Here is a 16,675-nt window from a genome sequence, read left to right as displayed (position 1 = left end):
CCGGCCGAGGGAACCGGCGAGTGCGCGGGGAACGGGCGGGAAGTGCGCGTGCGGCGCTTCCCGCCCGCTGCCCGTGTCCAGCACCGTGCCCGTGTGTCTCAGCTCACCATCCGAATGACGGACGTGATCCGCCGGGGAGCGGGGGCGGCCCGTAGGGTGTCCGGTGCAGTTGGTTCGCCCCGTCCGCCAGGCGGGATGCGTCGCAAGAGGGAACCCGGTGGAAATCCGGGACTGCCCCGCAGCGGTGTGTGGGAACGACCGCCGTCATACGCACTGGGCCCGAGTGGGCCTGGGAAGCGACGGCCAGTAGATGTCCTCCTCGGTGAGGACGCGCCCATGAGTCCGAAGACCTGCCAGCTGCCCGCGTACGGACGATTCGTACGCGGACATCCCGGTGACCTCGTGGGCGGGTCGGCGTTTCTTACCAGGCGAATGGCCGCGCACTGCCGCGCGAGGCCGTACCGCCCGGTGGGTCACCCCTTCGCGTTCTCGTCCCGTTGCCGGGATCTCAGGGATTCATCTCGCGAAGGAGATCTCCGTGACAGCGAAGTCCGCAGCCGCGGCAGCACGGGCCACCGTGTACGGCTACCCGCGCCAGGGCCAGAACCGGGAACTGAAGAAGGCGATCGAGGGGTACTGGAAGGGCCGCGTCACCGCCGCCGAGCTCCGCGCCACCGCCGCCGAGCTGCGCCGCACCAACTGGCGGCAGCTGGCCGACGCCGGCATCGACGAGGTCCCGACCGGCGACTTCTCGTACTACGACCACGTGCTGGACATCACCGTCATGGTGGGTGCCGTACCCGACCGCCACCGCGACGCCGTCGCAGCGGACCGCCTCGACGGCTACTTCGCGATGGCGCGCGGTACGCGGGACGTCGCACCGCTGGAGATGACCAAGTGGTTCGACACCAACTACCACTACCTGGTCCCCGAGCTGGGTCCGGACACGGTGTTCTCCGCCGACTCCGCCAAGCAGGTCGCCGAGCTGAAGGAAGCCGTCGCCCTGGGCCTGACGGCCCGTCCGGTCCTGGTCGGCCCGGTCACCTATCTGCTCCTCGCCAAGCCGGCGCCCGGTGTGGCCGCCGGCTTCGATCCGCTGACGCTGCTGGACCGGCTGCTCCCCGTCTACGCCGAGGTCCTCGCCGACCTGCGTGCCGCCGGCGCCGAGTGGGTACAGCTGGACGAGCCCGCCCTGGTACAGGACCGCACCCCGGCCGAGCTGAACGCCGCCGAGCGTGCCTACCGTGACCTGGGCGCCCTCACCGACCGCCCGAAGCTGCTGATCGCCACGTACTTCGACCGCCTCGGCAACGCGCTGCCGGTGCTCGCGAAGACGCCCGTCGAGGGCCTCGCCCTGGACTTCACCGGGGCGGCCGCCGCCAACCTGGACGCCCTCGCCGCCGTCGGCGGGCTGCCGGGCAAGCGGCTGGTCGCCGGTGTGGTCAACGGCCGCAACATCTGGGTCAACGACCTGGAGAACTCGCTCGCCACGCTCGGCACGCTCCTCGGCCTCGCCGACCGCGTCGACGTGTCGGCCTCCTGCTCCCTGCTGCACGTCCCCCTCGACACGGGCGCCGAGCGGGACATCGCACCGCAGATCCTGCGCTGGCTCGCCTTCGCCCGCCAGAAGACCACCGAGATCGTCACCCTCGCCAAGGGCCTCGCCCAGGGTACGGACACGATCGCGGCCGAACTCGCCGCCAACCGCGCCGACCTGGCCTCCCGCGCCGGCTCCCCCATCACCCGCGACCCGGCCGTACGCTCCCGTACCGCGGCCGTCACGGCGGCCGACGGCCGGCGCTCCCAGCCGTACGCCCGACGGGCCGCTGCCCAGCGCGCCCACCTCGGCCTGCCCCTGCTGCCGACGACCACCATCGGCTCCTTCCCTCAGACCGGCGAGGTGCGCACCGCCCGCGCCGACCTGCGTGCGGGCCGCATCGACACGGCCGGCTACGAGGAGCGCATCAAGGCGGAGATCCAGGAGGTCATCTCCTTCCAGGAGAAGGCAGGGCTGGATGTGCTGGTGCACGGCGAGGCCGAGCGCAACGACATGGTCCAGTACTTCGCGGAGCAGCTCACCGGCTACCTCGCGACGCAGCACGGCTGGGTCCAGTCGTACGGCACCCGCTACGTCCGCCCGCCGATCCTGGCCGGTGACATCTCCCGTCCCGAGCCCATGACGGTGCGCTGGACGGAGTACGCCCGGTCCCTCACCGACCGCCCGGTCAAGGGCATGCTCACCGGCCCGGTCACCATGCTCGCCTGGTCCTTCGTCCGAGACGACCAGTCCCTCGCCGACACCGCCCGGCAGGTTGCGCTCGCGCTGCGCGACGAGGTGGGCGACCTGGAGACGGCGGGCACCTCCGTCATCCAGGTGGACGAACCGGCACTGCGCGAGACCCTGCCACTGCGCGCCGCCGACCATCCCGCCTACCTGGCGTGGGCGACCGAGGCGTTCCGGCTCACCACCAGTGGTGTGCGCCCTGACACGCAGATCCACACGCACATGTGCTACGCGGAGTTCGGCGACATCGTCCAGGCCATCGACGACCTCGACGCCGATGTCATCAGCCTGGAGGCCGCCCGCTCGCACATGCAGGTCGCGCGCGAGCTGGCCGCCCACGGCTACCCGCGCGAGGCCGGGCCCGGTGTGTACGACATCCACTCCCCGCGCGTGCCCAGCGCCGAGGAGTCGGCCGCGCTGCTCCGCACCGGCCTGGAGGCGATCCCCGCCGAACGGCTGTGGGTCAACCCCGACTGCGGCCTGAAGACCCGCGGCTGGTCCGAGACCCGCGCCTCGCTGGAGAACCTGGTCGCCGCGGCCCGCACCGTCCGCGGCGAGCTGCCCGCGCGCTGATTCCGGTGAACCGCTGACGGTCCTCCCGGACCGGCGTACTTCGGTACGCGCGTCCGGGAGGACCTGAGGAAGCGTCAGCGGTGGCGGAACTCCGGTGGCCGTTTGTCGGCGAAGGCGCTCATGCCCTCCTTCTGGTCGGCGGTGGCGAACACCGCGTGGAAGAGACGGCGTTCGAAGCGGACACCCTCGGCGAGGGTCGTCTCGAAGGCCCGGCCGACTGCCTCCTTCGCCATCATCGCCACCGGCAGCGACATGCCGGCGACGGTCTCGGCGACCGCGAGGGCCTCGCCGAGCAGGTCGGCGGCGGGCACGACACGGGAGACGAGCCCGGCGCGCTCGGCCTCGGCCGCGTCCATGGTGCGCCCGGTCAGGCACATCTCCATGGCCTTGGCCTTGCCGACGGCCCGGGTCAGCCGCTGGGAGCCGCCGATGCCCGGAATCACACCGAGCTTGATCTCCGGCTGGCCGAAGACCGCGGTGTCGGCGGCGAGCAGGATGTCGCAGAGCATGGCGAGCTCGCAGCCGCCACCGAGCGCGTAGCCGGAGACGGCCGCGACGGTCGGTGTGCGCAGCTGTCCGAGCCGGTCCCAGGCGGCGAACCAGTCGGCGAGGTACATGTCCAGGTAGTCGTGGGGCCGCATCTCCTTGATGTCGGCGCCGGCCGCGAACGCCTTCTCGGAGCCGGTGATCACCACGCAGCCGCAGTCCGGGTCGCGGTCGAGGGCCTCGGTGGCGGCCACGACCTCGTTCATGACCTGGAGGTTCAGTGCGTTGAGTGCCTTCGGCCGGTTGAGGGTGAGCAGGGCGGTACGGCCCTTGCGTTCGACGCGGATCGCCTCGTGCTCCGCGGGCGGGTGCGTGGTCACGGCTGCCCTCCGTCGTGTTCCCTTATCGTGCGGACGATGCCGGAGAAGTCCTCCGTGTTTCCGGCGCGCTCCGCGTAGGACGCGTACAACTCCGCCGCGCGCAAACCCAGTTCGGCGTTGACGCCGCCCGCTCGTACCGCGTTGGCGGCCAGGCCCAGGTCCTTGGCCATCAGGGCGGCGGCGAAGCCGGGCCGGTAGTCCCGGTTGGCCGGGCTCGTCGGTACGGGGCCGGGGACCGGGCAGTTGACGCTGAGCGCCCAGCACTGGCCGGATGCCGTCGACGCCACGTCGTACAGGGCCTGGTGGGAGAGGCCGAGGCGCTCGCCCAGGACGAATGCCTCACTCACGGCGATCATGGAGACGCCGAGAATCATGTTGTTGCAGATCTTGGCGGCCTGGCCGGCGCCCGCGCCACCGCAGTGGACGGCCTTCTTGCCCATGGCCTCCAGCAGCGGACGCGCCTCGGCGAATTCCTCTCCTCCCCCACCGGCCATGAAGGTCAGCGTGGCGGCCTCGGCGCCGACCACCCCGCCGGACACCGGGGCGTCCAGGGCCCGCATGCCGGATGCGGCAGCCCGCTGGTGGGCCGCGCGGGCGTCGGCGACATCGATGGTCGAGCAGTCGACGAAGAGGGTGCCGGGTCGGGCGGCGGTGAGGGTGTCGTCGTAGAGGCCGAGGACGTGACGGCCGGCGGGCAGCATCGTGAGAACCACGTCCGCCGCCGCTACCGCCCCGGCCGCGGACGCCGCCGGTACCACTCCTGCCGCCGCTGCGCTGTCCAGTGCGGCGGCGTCCAGGTCGTGCCCGAGCACCCGGTGGCCGGAATTCACGAGACCGGCCGCCATGGGGCCACCCATGTGGCCGAGTCCGATGAACGCGACGGTCCTGCCCACCGGGCCACCTCCGGCACGGTCCGCCGGTGCACGTCCGGTCGGGTTCACCAGATCACCTCCGTCGTGGTGCCGTCTCCCGCGGCGAGTCCGAGTTCGCGCGCGCCGAGTGTGACGAAGAAGCGCTCGACGTCGGCGTCGGTGACCTCGGCGAGAGTGGCCGGTGACCAGCGCGGATTCCGGTCCTTGTCGATGACCTGGGCACGGATGCCCTCCACCAGGTCGGGGGTGGCCAAGGCCGCGCAGGAGACCCGGTACTCCTGGTCGAGGACCCGCTCCAGCGGGCCGAGCCGACGGGCCCTGCGCAGTGCCGCGAGAGTGACCTTCAGCGCGGTGGGCGACCTGCCGATCAGGGTTTCGGCGGCTTCCTTCGCGGCCGGGTCGCCGTGGTCGAGCAGCCGTCCGACGATCTCCTCGACCGTGTCGGCGGCGTAGCAGGTGTCGATCCACTCCTGCCGCTCGGGCAGGTCCCCCTGCGGCGGGGTCTGTACGTGGCGGCCCAGCGCCTCCCGTACGGGCAGTCGGGACAGGTCGTCGACGAACCGTCCGAGGGCGGCGGACGGTACGTAGTGGTCGGCGAGTCCGCACAGCAGGGCGTCCCCGGCGCCGACCTGCGTGCCCGTCAGGGCGAGGTGGGTGCCCAGTTCGCCGGGGGCCAGGGCGAGCAGGTAGGTGCCGCCGACGTCCGGTACGAAGCCGATGCCGGTCTCGGGCATCGCGATCCGGGACCGTTCGGTGACGAGGCGGACGCTGCCGTGTGCGGAGATGCCGACGCCGCCGCCCATGACGATGCCGTCCATGACGGCGACGTACGGCTTGGGGTAGCGGGCGATGCGGGCGTTGAGGCGGTACTCGTCGCGCCAGAACGCGGCGGAGGCGCTGCCGTCGCCGTGGCGTGCGTCGTCGTGGATCGCACGGATGTCGCCGCCCGCGCACAGGCCCCGCTCCCCCGCGCCGGTGACCACCACCGTCTCGACGGCCGGGTCGTCCTCCCAGGCGGTGAGTGCCCGGTCGATGCGGCGGACCATGGTGTGGGTCAGGGCGTTGAGGGCCTTGGGACGGTTGAGGGTGAGGTGGGCGGCCCGTCCGGCGGTGTGCAGCAGGACGGGTGCTTCGGTGCCGGTCGCGTCGGTCATCCGAACGCCTCCGTCAGGCCGCGGGCCACAATGACGCGCATGATCTCGTTGGTTCCTTCCAGGATCCGGTGGACCCGCAGGTCTCGGACGATCTTCTCAATGCCGTACTCGCTGAGGTATCCGTAACCGCCGTGCAGCTGCAGCGCCCGGTCCGCAACGGAGTAGCCGGTGTCGGTGGCGAACCTCTTCGCCATCGCGCACAGGTACGGGGCCTGTGGGTCACCGCGGTCGAGCGCCTGGGCGGCCTGCTGGACGAGGGCGCGCGCCGCGGTGAGTTCGGTCGCCATGTCGGCGAGGCGGAAGCGCAGCGCCTGAGCGTCGAGGAGCCGCTGCCCGAATGCCTCGCGGTCGGCGAGGTGGGCGAGGGCCGCGTTGAGGGCGCTGCGGGCGCCGCCGAGGGAGCAGGCGGCGATGCCGAGGCGCCCGCCGTTGAGGCCGTTCATGGCGATGCGGAAGCCCTGGCCCTCGCCGCCCAGGAGGCGGTCGGCGGGCAGCCGGACGGCGTCCAGCACGACCTGCCGGGTGGGCTGGGCGTTCCAGCCCATCTTCCGCTCGTTCGGGCCGAAGGAGACGCCGGGGTCGTCCTTGTCGACGACGAACGCGGACACCCCGTCGGCGCCGTCGCCACCGGTGCGGGCCATCACCACGTACAGCTGGGCGGCTCCCGCACCCGAGATGAACTGCTTGACCCCGCTGAGCAGCCAGTGTTCTCCGTCCCGCACGGCCCGGGTGGTGAGGGCCGCGGCGTCCGATCCGGCGCCCGGTTCGGTCAGGCAGTAGCCGGCCAGGTCGTCCATGGCGCACAGCCGGGGAAGCCATCGCTCGCGCTGTGCGGCGTCACCGTAGTGGTCGATCATCCAGGCGACCATGTTGTGGATGGACAGGTAGCCGGCGACGGACGGGCAGCCGGAGGCGAGGGCTTCGAAGACGAGGACGCCGTCGGCACGGCCGAGGCCGGAGCCGCCGGACTGCTCGCGGACGTGGACACCGCCGAGGCCGAGTCCGGCGGCCTTGCGGAGGACGTCGACGGGGAAGTGCTTGTCGCGGTCCCATTCGAGGGCGTGCGGGGCGAGGTGGTCCTGGGTGAAGTCGAGGGTGGTCTCGACGAGGGCCTGTTGGTCCTCGGTGAGCAGAGTGCTGGTCATTGCGGGTCAGCCCATCGTCGGGATCGTGAAGCTGGCGCCTTCGCGGAGGCCGGCGGGCCAGCGCGAGGTGACCGTCTTGGTACGGGTGTAGAAGCGGATGGCGTCGGGGCCGTGCTGGTTGAGGTCGCCGAAGCCGGACCGCTTCCAGCCGCCGAAGGTGTGGTACGCGACGGGCACCGGGATGGGGACGTTGACGCCGACCATGCCGGTGTCGACGCGCCTGGCGAAGTCGCGGGCGGTGTCGCCGTCGCGGGTGAAGACGGCCACGCCGTTGCCGTACTCGTGCTCGCTGGGCAGGCGCAGGGCCTCTTCGTAGTCGGCGGCGCGTACGACGGTCAGGACGGGACCAAAGATCTCCTCCTGGTGGATGCGCATCGCGGGGGTGACCCGGTCGAACAGGGAGGCCCCGGCGAAGAAGCCGTTCTCGTGTCCGGGCAGGGTGAAGTCCCTTCCGTCGACGACCAGTTCGGCGCCTTCCTCGACACCGAGGTCGACGTACGAACGGACCCGGTCGACGGCGTCCCTGCCGACGAGCGGTCCGAAGTCGGAGTCGGGGTCGTCGCTGCGGCCGATGCGGAGCCCGGCGATGCGTTCCCTCAGGCGGGCGACCAACGCGTCGGCGGTCTCCTCCCCCACGGGGACGGCCACGGAGATGGCCATGCAGCGCTCACCGGCGGAGCCGTATCCGGCGCCGATCAGCGCGTCCACGGCCTGGTCGAGGTCGGCGTCCGGCATCACGACCATGTGGTTCTTGGCGCCGCCGAAGCACTGGGCGCGCTTGCCGTGGGCGGCGGCGGTGGCATAGACGTGCGCGGCGACGGGTGTGGAGCCGACGAAGCCGAGGGCGGCGACGCGGGGGTCTTCGAGGAGGGTGTCGACGGCTTCCCGGCCGCCGTTGACGACGTTGAGCACGCCGGGTGGCAGGCCGGCCTCCAGGAAGAGTTCGGCGAGGCGCAGCGGGACGGACGGATCCCGCTCGGAAGGCTTGAGGATGAAGGCGTTGCCGCAGGCCAGGGCCGGTGCGGCCTTCCAGAGCGGAATCATCGCCGGGAAGTTGAACGGGGTGATGCCGGCGACCACCCCGAGGGGTGCGCGCAGCGAGTGGACGTCGATGCCGGTGCCGGCGTTGTCGGTGAACTCGCCCTTCATCAGGTGGGGAATGCCTGCCGCGAACTCCACCACCTCCAGTCCCCGTTGAATGTCACCGTGGGCGTCGGCGACCGTCTTGCCGTGTTCGGAGGACAGCAGCCGGGCCAGCGCGTCCTTCTCCTGCTCGACGAGCTGGAGGAACCGCATGAGGACGCGGGCGCGGCGCTGGGGGTTCCAGCCGCCCCACTCCCGCTGTGCCCGCGCGGCATCGGTGATCGCCGCTTCGGTCTCGGCCCTGCTCGCGAGGGGCACGCGGGCCTGGACCTCGCCGGTGTTGGGGTCGTGCACGTCGCCGTAGGACCCCGAGGTTCCCGGGATGTGCTTGCCGCCGACGTAGTGGGTCAGCTCGCGCACGGAGGCGCGGTCGGTTGCGCGGATCATGGGTGCCTGCTCTCGTCAGGTGATCCGGGATGGCGCGCGGTGCCGTCGCACGCGGACGCGGTGGCGTACGCGGGCGGGGCTGCGCGAGATCGCGTATGGCGGAGGGGCCGTCAGGCCGTGGCGGCCGTGTGCGGTGGGGCTCCTCGGTGAATCACGGTGGGCCGGGTGGGACCGCCGGGATCGTGAACGCGCACCGATGCCATGCGTGTCAGCTCCATCCTCGTGGACAACACGGAACATCCCGCGGCCGGTATCCTGACTCCCGGATCAGCGCGCGCCGCCCGCCTTCCCGACGTCTCTCTCGTCAGTGGCGTGCTGCTCGACGGCGTACTCCCCGGTCACAGTGGCGGGACCGCGCCGGAATCGCACCGGCTTCCCTGCACCGCGGGCCTTGGCGGCGACTATATAGTTGGACGTCCTGGTAATTCCACCCCCGCCGGCCCGTCCGCCGCTTCTCGACGAGGGCCCGGTCCCCTACCCCGGCAGGGCGGCGGTTCATGCCACCCGGCGGAAGAGAACAAGGTCACAGCCCTGCCCTCTGCCGCTCCATTGTTAACGTGGCCTAACATCCGAGCATGACGGTCCTGCCTGACGACGGGCTTTCCCTGGCGGCCGAGTTCCCTGACGCGACACATGAGCAGTGGCAGCACCTGGTAGCGGGTGTGCTGCGCAAGTCGGGCAAGGAAGTCTCTGGCGCCGAGGCGGAGTACGCCCTGTCCACCGCGCTGGAGGACGGGCTTCGCACCCGCCCCCTCTACACCGCGCGCGACCACGCGCCCGACCCCGGCCTGCCCGGCTTCGCACCCTTCGTACGCGGCGGCCGGGCCGAGGGCAACACGGCCGGCGGCTGGGACGTACGCCAGCGCCACACGGCCGCGGAGGGCGAAGCCGTCCTGACCGACCTGGAGAACGGCGTCACCTCCCTGTGGCTGACCGTCGGCGGGTCCGGCATTCCCGTTGCCTCGTTGGGCCGCGTCCTCGACGGCGTGTACCTCGACCTGGCGCCCGTCGTCCTGGACGCGGGCGACGAGGTCGCACCGGCCGCGCGGGAGCTGCTGCGGCTGTACGAGAACCGTGGCGTCGCCGCCGACGCCGCGCGGGGCAACCTGGGCGGTGACCCGCTGGGCCACGAGGCCCGCACCGGACGCTCGTACGACATCGCCCCGGTGACCGAACTGGCCCGATCGTGTGCCGCGCGGTACCCCGGGCTACGGGCGCTGACCGTCGACGCCCTGCCGTACCACGAGGCAGGCGGATCGGCGGCGCAGGAACTGGGCTGCTCCCTGGCGACGGGCGTCGCGTACCTGCGCGAGCTGACCGACGCCGGGCTGAGCACGGAAGAGGCCTGCGCGCAGCTGGAGTTCCGGTACGCCGCGACCGCCGACCAGTTCCTGACCGTCGCCAAGCTGCGCGCGGCGCGCCGGCTGTGGGCCCGGGTGGCCGAGGCCTGCGGGGCGCCGCAGGCGGGCGCGCAGCTCCAGCACGTGGTGACCTCGCCGGTGATGATGACGCGTCGCGACCCGTGGGTGAACATGCTGCGCGCCACGGTCGCCACCCTCGCCGCCGGAGTGGCGGGCGCCGACGCCGTGACCGTACTGCCCTTCGACCACGCGCTCGGGCTGCCGGACGCGTTCGCGCGCCGTATCGCCCGCAACACCTCCACCATCCTCATCGAGGAGTCGCACCTCGCCAGGGTGATCGACCCGGCGGGCGGCTCCTGGTACGTGGAACGGCTCACGGACGAACTCGCGCACGCGGCCTGGGACTTCTTCCAGGAGATCGAGCGGTCCGGCGGGCAGGCGGCGGCGCTGCGCTCCGGCATGGTCGGCGAACGGCTGGCCGAGACCTGGTCGCAGCGCTCCGCCAAGCTCGCCGCGCGACGCGAACCCCTCACCGGAGTCAGCGAGTTCCCGCACCTGGCGGAGAAGCCGGTCGTCCGCGAACCCGCGCCCGAGCCGCCCGCCGGGGGCCTGCCCCGGGTACGGCGGGACGAGGCGTACGAGGCGCTGCGGGCACGCTCCGACGCCCACCTCGCCGCCACCGGCACGCGGCCCCGCGTCTTCCTCGCCGCGCTCGGCCCGGCCGCCGCCCACACCGCCCGGCTGACCTTCGCCGCCAACCTCTTCCAGGCGGGCGGCATCGAGCCCGTCACCGAAGGCACCTTCGAGGAGAGCGGAGCCCGGGAAGTGTGCCTGTGCTCCAGCGACACGCTCTACGAGGAGCAGGCCGAAGCCACCGCACGGACGCTCCGGGAAGCGGGCGCGCACCACGTGTTCCTCGCGGGCCGCCCCGGCACGTACGCGGGTGTCGACACCTACGTGTCCGCCGGCGGCGACGCCGTTGCCGTGCTCTCCGCCACGCTCGACCGCATGGGAGTGTCCTGATGTCCATCCCCGACTTCTCCGCGATCGAGCTGGGGACACCCGCCACCGGGAGCGCGGCCACCGACGAGTGGCGCGCGGCCTTCAAGAAGGCCGCCGACGGCGACGACCGGCTCTGGGAAACGCCGGAAGGCATCCCGGTGAAGCCGCTCTACACCGGGCAGGACCTGGAGGGCCTGGACTTCCTGGCCACCTTCCCGGGCACCGCCCCGTACCTGCGCGGCCCGTACCCGACGATGTACGTCAACCAGCCCTGGACCATCCGCCAGTACGCGGGCTTCTCCACGGCCGAGGAGTCCAACGCCTTCTACCGGCGGAACCTGGCGGCAGGTCAGAAGGGCCTGTCGGTCGCCTTCGACCTGCCCACGCACCGCGGGTACGACAGCGACCACCCGCGGGTGACCGGTGACGTCGGCATGGCGGGCGTGGCCATCGACTCCATCTACGACATGCGCCAGCTCTTCGACGGCATCCCGCTCGACAGGATGACGGTGTCGATGACGATGAACGGCGCGGTGCTGCCGGTCCTCGCGCTGTACATCGTCGCCGCCGAGGAGCAGGGCGTACCGCCGGAGAAGCTGGCGGGGACCATTCAGAACGACATCCTCAAGGAGTTCATGGTCCGCAACACCTACATCTATCCGCCCAAGCCCTCGATGCGGATCATCTCCGACATCTTCGCGTACACCTCGCAGCGGATGCCCCGCTACAACTCCATCTCCATCTCCGGCTACCACATCCAGGAGGCCGGCGCGACGGCCGACCTGGAACTGGCCTACACCCTCGCCGACGGCGTGGAGTACATCCGGGCCGGCCGGGACGCGGGCCTGGACGTGGACGCCTTCGCACCCCGGCTCTCCTTCTTCTGGGCGATCGGCATGAACTTCTTCATGGAGATCGCCAAGCTGCGCGCGGCCCGCCTGCTCTGGGCCAAGCTGGTCAAGCAGTTCGACCCGAAGAACACCAAGTCCCTCTCCCTCCGCACCCACTCCCAGACCTCAGGCTGGTCGCTCACCGCCCAGGACGTCTTCAACAACGTCACGCGCACCTGTGTGGAGGCCATGGCCGCCACACAGGGCCACACGCAGTCGCTGCACACCAACGCGCTCGACGAGGCGCTCGCGCTGCCCACCGACTTCTCGGCGCGCATCGCCCGCAACACCCAGCTGCTGATCCAGCAGGAGTCCGGTACGACCCGCGTGATCGACCCGTGGGGCGGCAGCGCGTACGTCGAGAAGCTGACGTACGACCTCGCCCGCCGCGCCTGGCAGCACATCCAGGAGGTCGAGCAGGCGGGCGGCATGGCACAGGCCATCGACGCGGGCATCCCCAAGCTGCGCGTCGAGGAGGCCGCGGCCCGCACCCAGGCCCGCATCGACTCCGGCCGCCAGCCGGTGATCGGTGTGAACAAGTACCGCGTCGAGGCCGACGAGCAGATCGAGGTCCTGAAGGTCGACAACTCCTCCGTCCGCACCCAGCAGATCGAGAAGCTGCGGCGGCTGCGCGCGGAGCGCGACGAGCGGGCCTGCCAGGACGCGCTGGACGCGCTCACCCGGGCGGCCGGCGGCGAGGGCAACCTGCTGGAGCTGGCGGTGAACGCGGCCCGCGCGAAGGCGACCGTCGGCGAGATCAGTGACGCCCTGGAGAAGGTGTACGGGCGGCACGCGGGCCAGATCCGTACGATCTCCGGTGTGTACCGCAACGAAGCAGGCGAGTCCCCGAACGTGGAGCGCACCCGGGCCCTGGTGGACACCTTCGCCGACGACGAGGGCCGCCGGCCGCGCATCCTGGTGGCCAAGATGGGCCAGGACGGCCACGACCGCGGCCAGAAGGTCATCGCCACGGCCTTCGCCGACCTCGGCTTCGACGTGGATGTCGGCCCGCTGTTCCAGACCCCGGCCGAGGTGGCCCGCCAGGCCGTCGAGGCGGACGTGCACATCGTCGGGGTGTCCTCCCTGGCCGCCGGCCACCTCACGCTCGTCCCCGCGCTTCGCGAAGCGCTCGCCGAGGAGGGCCGCGACGACATCATGATCGTCGTCGGCGGGGTGATCCCGCCGCAGGACGTGTCGACGCTGCTGGAGATGGGAGCCGCGGCGGTGTTCCCGCCCGGCACGGTGATTCCCGACGCGGCGTACGACCTGGTGACGCGGCTCGCGGCCGCCCTCGGCCACGGCGACCTGTGAGCCGGTGAGTCCATGGCCATCGATCTCGACACGTACGTCAAGGGCGTCCTCGACGGCAAGCGGGCGATCGTCGCCCGCGCCATCACCCTGGTCGAGTCCACCCGCCCCCAACACCGCGCCCTGGCACAGGAGTTGCTGACCGAACTGCTGCCGCACAGCGGGCAGGCCCGGCGGATCGGCATCAGTGGCGTACCGGGCGTCGGCAAGTCGACGTTCATCGACGCCTTCGGCACGATGCTGACCGGCCTGGGGCACCGGGTGGCCGTACTCGCCGTCGACCCGTCCTCCAGCCGCACCGGCGGCTCGATCCTCGGCGACAAGACCCGGATGGAGCGCCTGGCCGTCGACCCGGCGGCCTACGTCCGCCCCTCCCCCACCGCCGGCACGCTCGGCGGCGTCGCCAAGGCGACACGCGAATCCATCGTGGTGATGGAAGCGGCCGGTTACGACGTCGTACTGGTCGAAACGGTCGGCGTCGGCCAGTCCGAAACGGCCGTCGCCAACATGGTCGACTCCTTCCTCCTCCTCACCCTCGCCCGCACCGGCGACCAGCTCCAGGGCATCAAGAAGGGCGTCCTGGAGCTGGCCGACGTCATCGCCGTCAACAAGGCGGACGGCCCCCACGAACGCGACGCCCGCGCCGCCGCGCGGGAACTGGCGGGCGCGCTCAGACTCATGCACGGGAAGGACGCTGCCTGGACACCCCCCGTGCTCAGTTGCAGCGCACGCGAATCGACCGGCCTCGACACCGTCTGGGACCGCCTGCAACAACACCGCACGCTCCTGGACTCCACCGGCCGATTGACCGCCAGACGCCGCGACCAGCAGATCGACTGGACCTGGACGATGGTCCGCGACGAACTCCTCACCCGCCTCCACACCCACCCCGCCGTACAAACCCTCGCCCCCGACTTGGAACAACAAGTCCGAAACGGCGAACTGACGGCCACACTGGCGGCTGAACGAATCCTGGGGGCGTTTGGGGGGAGGGAGGGCTGAGGGGGCTGAGGGGTGGTCACCGAGGCCCGGACCTGCATGGTGTTCAGGCCGGTTCTCCTGTCCCCGGCTCCGAACGGATGACGGTGGGGGCAGTCGTAGCATGGCTTGCCGCTGCTTGGCCGGGCGGCACGACAGACTGAGAAGGGTCGCCCATTGCCGCGTATCCCGGAGTCCGTCCATGTCCCAGCCCGCCGCCGAGCCGGCCGAAGCCGAGACCTTCCCGGCCTCGTGCGGTCACACGCATCTGTTTCCGGGCGCCCGCTGTCGCCTGCAGGGACTTCCCGACCCGCAGGCATTCACCGCCCGCCCCTGGCCCCTCGACGTGGACCTGCGTTTCTCCGACGCGGTGGCCGTCGACGCGGAGCTGCGTATCGATGACCGGACCGATGACCGGGCAGGGCCCGTACTCGTCGTTCCGGCCTACACCACCGGCGCAGGCACGCGCATCGACGGACGCAGCTGGCTGGTCCGGAAACTCACCCCGGCCGGTGACGAGGCAGAGCTGACGATCGGCGCCCGCGTCCCGGGGTGAACACACACAGCCCGGGCGCGACAGGGCCGGTTGGTCTCACTGCACGCGGACCTCGATCGGGACGCGTCGCTCGTCGGTTCGCTTGTCGGCTTCGCTCGTTCAGGACGGAAGCTGACCGCAACGGTTTCTAGTGTGGCCCTGGCCGACGCAGCAGGAAACAAGGAAGCGAGAGAGGCAGCGACATGACGACCGGTAATGAACCCAACGCCAACGCCCACGCCCACGAGCTGGACGAGGAAGCATCCGTCACCGGTGAGCGCGCCGAGTGGCTTGAGGCACTGGCCAAGCAGCGGCATTTCCTGCGGTTCACGACCCGTGACCTCACCGACGAGCAGGCCGGGCTGCGGACCACCGCCAGTGCGTTGTGTCTGGGCGGCCTGATCAAGCACGTCACCGAAGTCGAGCGGAACTGGGCGGACTTCATCCTCAAGGGTCCATCGGCAATGCCGGACTTCACGGCGATGACCGAGTCCGACTGGGCCCGTCGCGACGAGGGGTTCCGATTGCTGCCCGGTGAAACGCTGGCCGGCGTACTGGACGAGTACGCGGAAGTGGCTCGCCGCACCGACGATCTGGTGGTCACCCTGCCCGACTTGAGCGTGGCCTGGCCGCTCCCGAAGGCCCCGTGGTTCGAGCCCGGTGCGCAGTGGTCGGCCCGCCGGGTGCTGATGCACATCATCGCCGAGACCGCTCAGCACGCGGGCCACGCCGACATCATCCGCGAGACGCTGGACGGCGCCAAGAGCATGGGATGACGACCGGGGCGGTAATCGGCAGGCGATGCTGCCGGCGAATGCCTAGGCTGCGGGGATGTCCGACTCCCACACTGACGCGTTGCTGCTCGGACCGCGGGGCCGTCGGCTGTGCATGGCACTCGCACAGCGGCACGGCGCTGTCCGGGAGGCCCTCTTCCACGCGGCTCATGACCCTGCCGACCAGGCGAAGCGCGGCGAGCTGACCCGGCTGTCGGGCGAGCTGGACCCGGCCGGGACGGTCGCGGAGGCGGGCGCGTCCGGGCTGATGAGCGCGTTGGGCGACAGCACGGCCACGGCGATGTACTGGCAGGAGCCGGACGAGGAGGACCGTCTGCTCGCGGACCCGGGCATCGCCGAGGCGCTGCGACCGCTCGCGCGGGCGATCGGTGGTGCACCGTGGACCGACTGGTGGTCGGAGGCCGTCGCACTGCATGACCAGGCATACGTGCAGTGGATGGAACAGGGCCGCGACAAGGACCGCCCGCCGCCCACCCGTGGCACGGGCCAGGCGCTGCGAAAGTGGAAGGCGGCGGCGGTCGAGGACGAGCGGCGGGCGCAGTCGCTTCCCGAGGACCCGACGGCCGCCTACAGCGGCTGCTGGTGGTCGCTTCCTTCGGATGCCGGGATCACCGTGTCCTCGCGTGCGCTGCCCCGGCTGGGCGCCGTACAGCTCATGGCGGTCGAGGACGGGGCCGGCTGGACGCGGGCGCGGGTGTGGCCCGTACGCACCTCGGACGACAGCCGGATCTACGAGGTCACCGGGCCGCAGTCGTGGACGGAGCTGGTCGAGAGGTACCCCCTTCCGGTGCCCCGCTCCCGACGGCACGACTGGTGGCGGACCACGGGCCGTGCGGCCGAGTGGTACATCCCCGACTGGGCGGCGGTCGCCGACGACTTCGACGCGGTGCACCTCACGGTGCTGGGGTATCTGGCCACGGCGGGGCGGGCGCTGGATCTGAGGCTGCCCGGCGACACCGGAGAGCCCAGTGCCACCGTGCTCGCGGGTGGGGGCCCGGATACGACGTACTGGCTCACCGACTCCACAGCGGTCGACCGCGACGGTGCCTCGACCGACTGGGTGCTGCGTGACCCCTATGACGTTGACGATGGCGATGGGGATGGGGACGGCGACGGAAACGGCAGCGGCAGCGGCAGCGGCAATGCCGACGGCGACGGCGACACCGACTGCGATGAGGATCCGGTCTGGGAGCCTCTCTCCGCGCCGCGGGGCTGACGTCCCCCGCTCGCTCCGGCCAAGCGGCTCAGGCGCTCCAGGCCGGGCCCCGTACCGCAAGGCTCGCAGGCGCCTGAAGGTGATCTGTTGGGCGGCTTCAGAAATTCTCGATGGACGTCGGTCGCACCAGGCGGCAGATTGAGTGCCGCCGCTGATCAGCCGTATCT

The 16,675-nt window shown here is 71.5% G+C and carries 11 protein-coding genes, 1 pseudogene and 2 riboswitches; of the genes and pseudogenes, 7 read left to right on the top strand and 5 right to left on the bottom strand.

Translation table 11 applies throughout. The features are described 5' to 3' along the window. Window positions 1-153: 153 nt before the first annotated feature. Window positions 154-372, top strand: a riboswitch (cobalamin riboswitch). Window positions 373-538: 166 nt separating this feature from the next. Beyond that, complete coding sequence (gene metE, locus ACZ6WH_RS17585; RefSeq protein WP_469729324.1) at window positions 539-2,857, top strand: 5-methyltetrahydropteroyltriglutamate--homocysteine S-methyltransferase; 2,319 nt, start codon at window positions 539-541, stop codon at window positions 2,855-2,857. Window positions 2,858-2,931: 74 nt separating this feature from the next. On the opposite strand, the gene ACZ6WH_RS17580 is transcribed toward metE, so the two are convergent. From ACZ6WH_RS17580 to ACZ6WH_RS17560, 5 genes and pseudogenes are all read right to left on the bottom strand, one after another. Next, window positions 2,932-3,723 (bottom strand): enoyl-CoA hydratase, encoded by a 792-nt coding sequence (locus ACZ6WH_RS17580; protein WP_469729323.1) that lies wholly within the window; start codon window positions 3,721-3,723, stop codon window positions 2,932-2,934. Next, window positions 3,720-4,784, bottom strand: coding sequence for a 3-hydroxyisobutyrate dehydrogenase (gene mmsB / locus ACZ6WH_RS17575; protein ID WP_469729630.1), 1,065 nt, complete (start codon window positions 4,782-4,784; stop codon window positions 3,720-3,722). Before mmsB ends, ACZ6WH_RS17580 begins: the two co-directional genes overlap by 4 nt. Beyond that, a pseudogene (locus ACZ6WH_RS17570) lies at window positions 4,715-5,749 on the bottom strand (enoyl-CoA hydratase/isomerase family protein); the annotation flags it as partial. The gene mmsB and the pseudogene ACZ6WH_RS17570, both read right to left, overlap by 70 nt. Further along, window positions 5,746-6,894 (bottom strand): acyl-CoA dehydrogenase family protein, encoded by a 1,149-nt coding sequence (locus ACZ6WH_RS17565; RefSeq protein WP_469729322.1) that lies wholly within the window; start codon window positions 6,892-6,894, stop codon window positions 5,746-5,748. The gene ACZ6WH_RS17565 and the pseudogene ACZ6WH_RS17570, both read right to left, overlap by 4 nt. A gap of 6 nt (window positions 6,895-6,900) precedes the next feature. Then, window positions 6,901-8,424, bottom strand: a complete 1,524-nt coding sequence (locus ACZ6WH_RS17560) for a CoA-acylating methylmalonate-semialdehyde dehydrogenase (RefSeq protein WP_469729321.1) — start codon at window positions 8,422-8,424, stop codon at window positions 6,901-6,903. A gap of 228 nt (window positions 8,425-8,652) precedes the next feature. Next, window positions 8,653-8,826: riboswitch (cobalamin riboswitch) on the bottom strand. 173 nt (window positions 8,827-8,999) lie between these two features. On the opposite strand from ACZ6WH_RS17560, the gene ACZ6WH_RS17555 reads away from it, so the two are divergent. From ACZ6WH_RS17555 to ACZ6WH_RS17530, 6 genes are all read left to right on the top strand, one after another. Further along, complete coding sequence (locus ACZ6WH_RS17555; protein ID WP_469729320.1) at window positions 9,000-10,808, top strand: methylmalonyl-CoA mutase family protein; 1,809 nt, start codon at window positions 9,000-9,002, stop codon at window positions 10,806-10,808. Continuing rightward, window positions 10,808-12,988: a methylmalonyl-CoA mutase gene (gene scpA / locus ACZ6WH_RS17550; RefSeq protein ID WP_432862994.1), complete on the top strand. Its 2,181-nt coding sequence runs from the start codon at window positions 10,808-10,810 to the stop codon at window positions 12,986-12,988. Before ACZ6WH_RS17555 ends, scpA begins: the two co-directional genes overlap by 1 nt. Before the next feature lie 12 nt (window positions 12,989-13,000). After that, a complete protein-coding gene (gene meaB / locus ACZ6WH_RS17545; RefSeq protein ID WP_469729319.1) occupies window positions 13,001-13,987 on the top strand; it encodes a methylmalonyl Co-A mutase-associated GTPase MeaB in 987 nt (328 codons plus the stop codon). Window positions 13,988-14,165: 178 nt separating this feature from the next. Next, entirely contained in the window at window positions 14,166-14,519 is a 354-nt protein-coding gene (locus ACZ6WH_RS17540) for a hypothetical protein (protein ID WP_469729318.1), read from the top strand. 182 nt (window positions 14,520-14,701) lie between these two features. Next, complete coding sequence (locus tag ACZ6WH_RS17535; protein ID WP_469729317.1) at window positions 14,702-15,274, top strand: DinB family protein; 573 nt, start codon at window positions 14,702-14,704, stop codon at window positions 15,272-15,274. 55 nt (window positions 15,275-15,329) lie between these two features. Then, the gene (locus ACZ6WH_RS17530) at window positions 15,330-16,508 is read left to right on the top strand and encodes a hypothetical protein (RefSeq protein ID WP_469729316.1); all 1,179 of its coding nucleotides are present in this window, start codon (window positions 15,330-15,332) and stop codon (window positions 16,506-16,508) included. Window positions 16,509-16,675 lie beyond the last annotated feature (167 nt).

It is taken from the genome of Streptomyces sp. NPDC050806, from assembly GCF_055586425.1.
Note: the sequence above shows the minus strand (reverse complement) of the source record. Positions and strands in the feature narration are given on the sequence as shown.

Coding starts and splice junctions, on each gene's coding strand:
- ACZ6WH_RS17540 (WP_469729318.1), top strand. CDS start 14,166: ATGTCCCAGCCCGCCGCCGAGCCGGCCGAAGCCGAGACCTTCCCGGCC.
- ACZ6WH_RS17565 (WP_469729322.1), bottom strand. CDS start 6,894: ATGACCAGCACTCTGCTCACCGAGGACCAACAGGCCCTCGTCGAGACC.
- ACZ6WH_RS17555 (WP_469729320.1), top strand. CDS start 9,000: ATGACGGTCCTGCCTGACGACGGGCTTTCCCTGGCGGCCGAGTTCCCT.
- ACZ6WH_RS17530 (WP_469729316.1), top strand. CDS start 15,330: ATGTCCGACTCCCACACTGACGCGTTGCTGCTCGGACCGCGGGGCCGT.
- ACZ6WH_RS17535 (WP_469729317.1), top strand. CDS start 14,702: ATGACGACCGGTAATGAACCCAACGCCAACGCCCACGCCCACGAGCTG.
- ACZ6WH_RS17560 (WP_469729321.1), bottom strand. CDS start 8,424: ATGATCCGCGCAACCGACCGCGCCTCCGTGCGCGAGCTGACCCACTAC.
- meaB (WP_469729319.1), top strand. CDS start 13,001: ATGGCCATCGATCTCGACACGTACGTCAAGGGCGTCCTCGACGGCAAG.
- scpA (WP_432862994.1), top strand. CDS start 10,808: ATGTCCATCCCCGACTTCTCCGCGATCGAGCTGGGGACACCCGCCACC.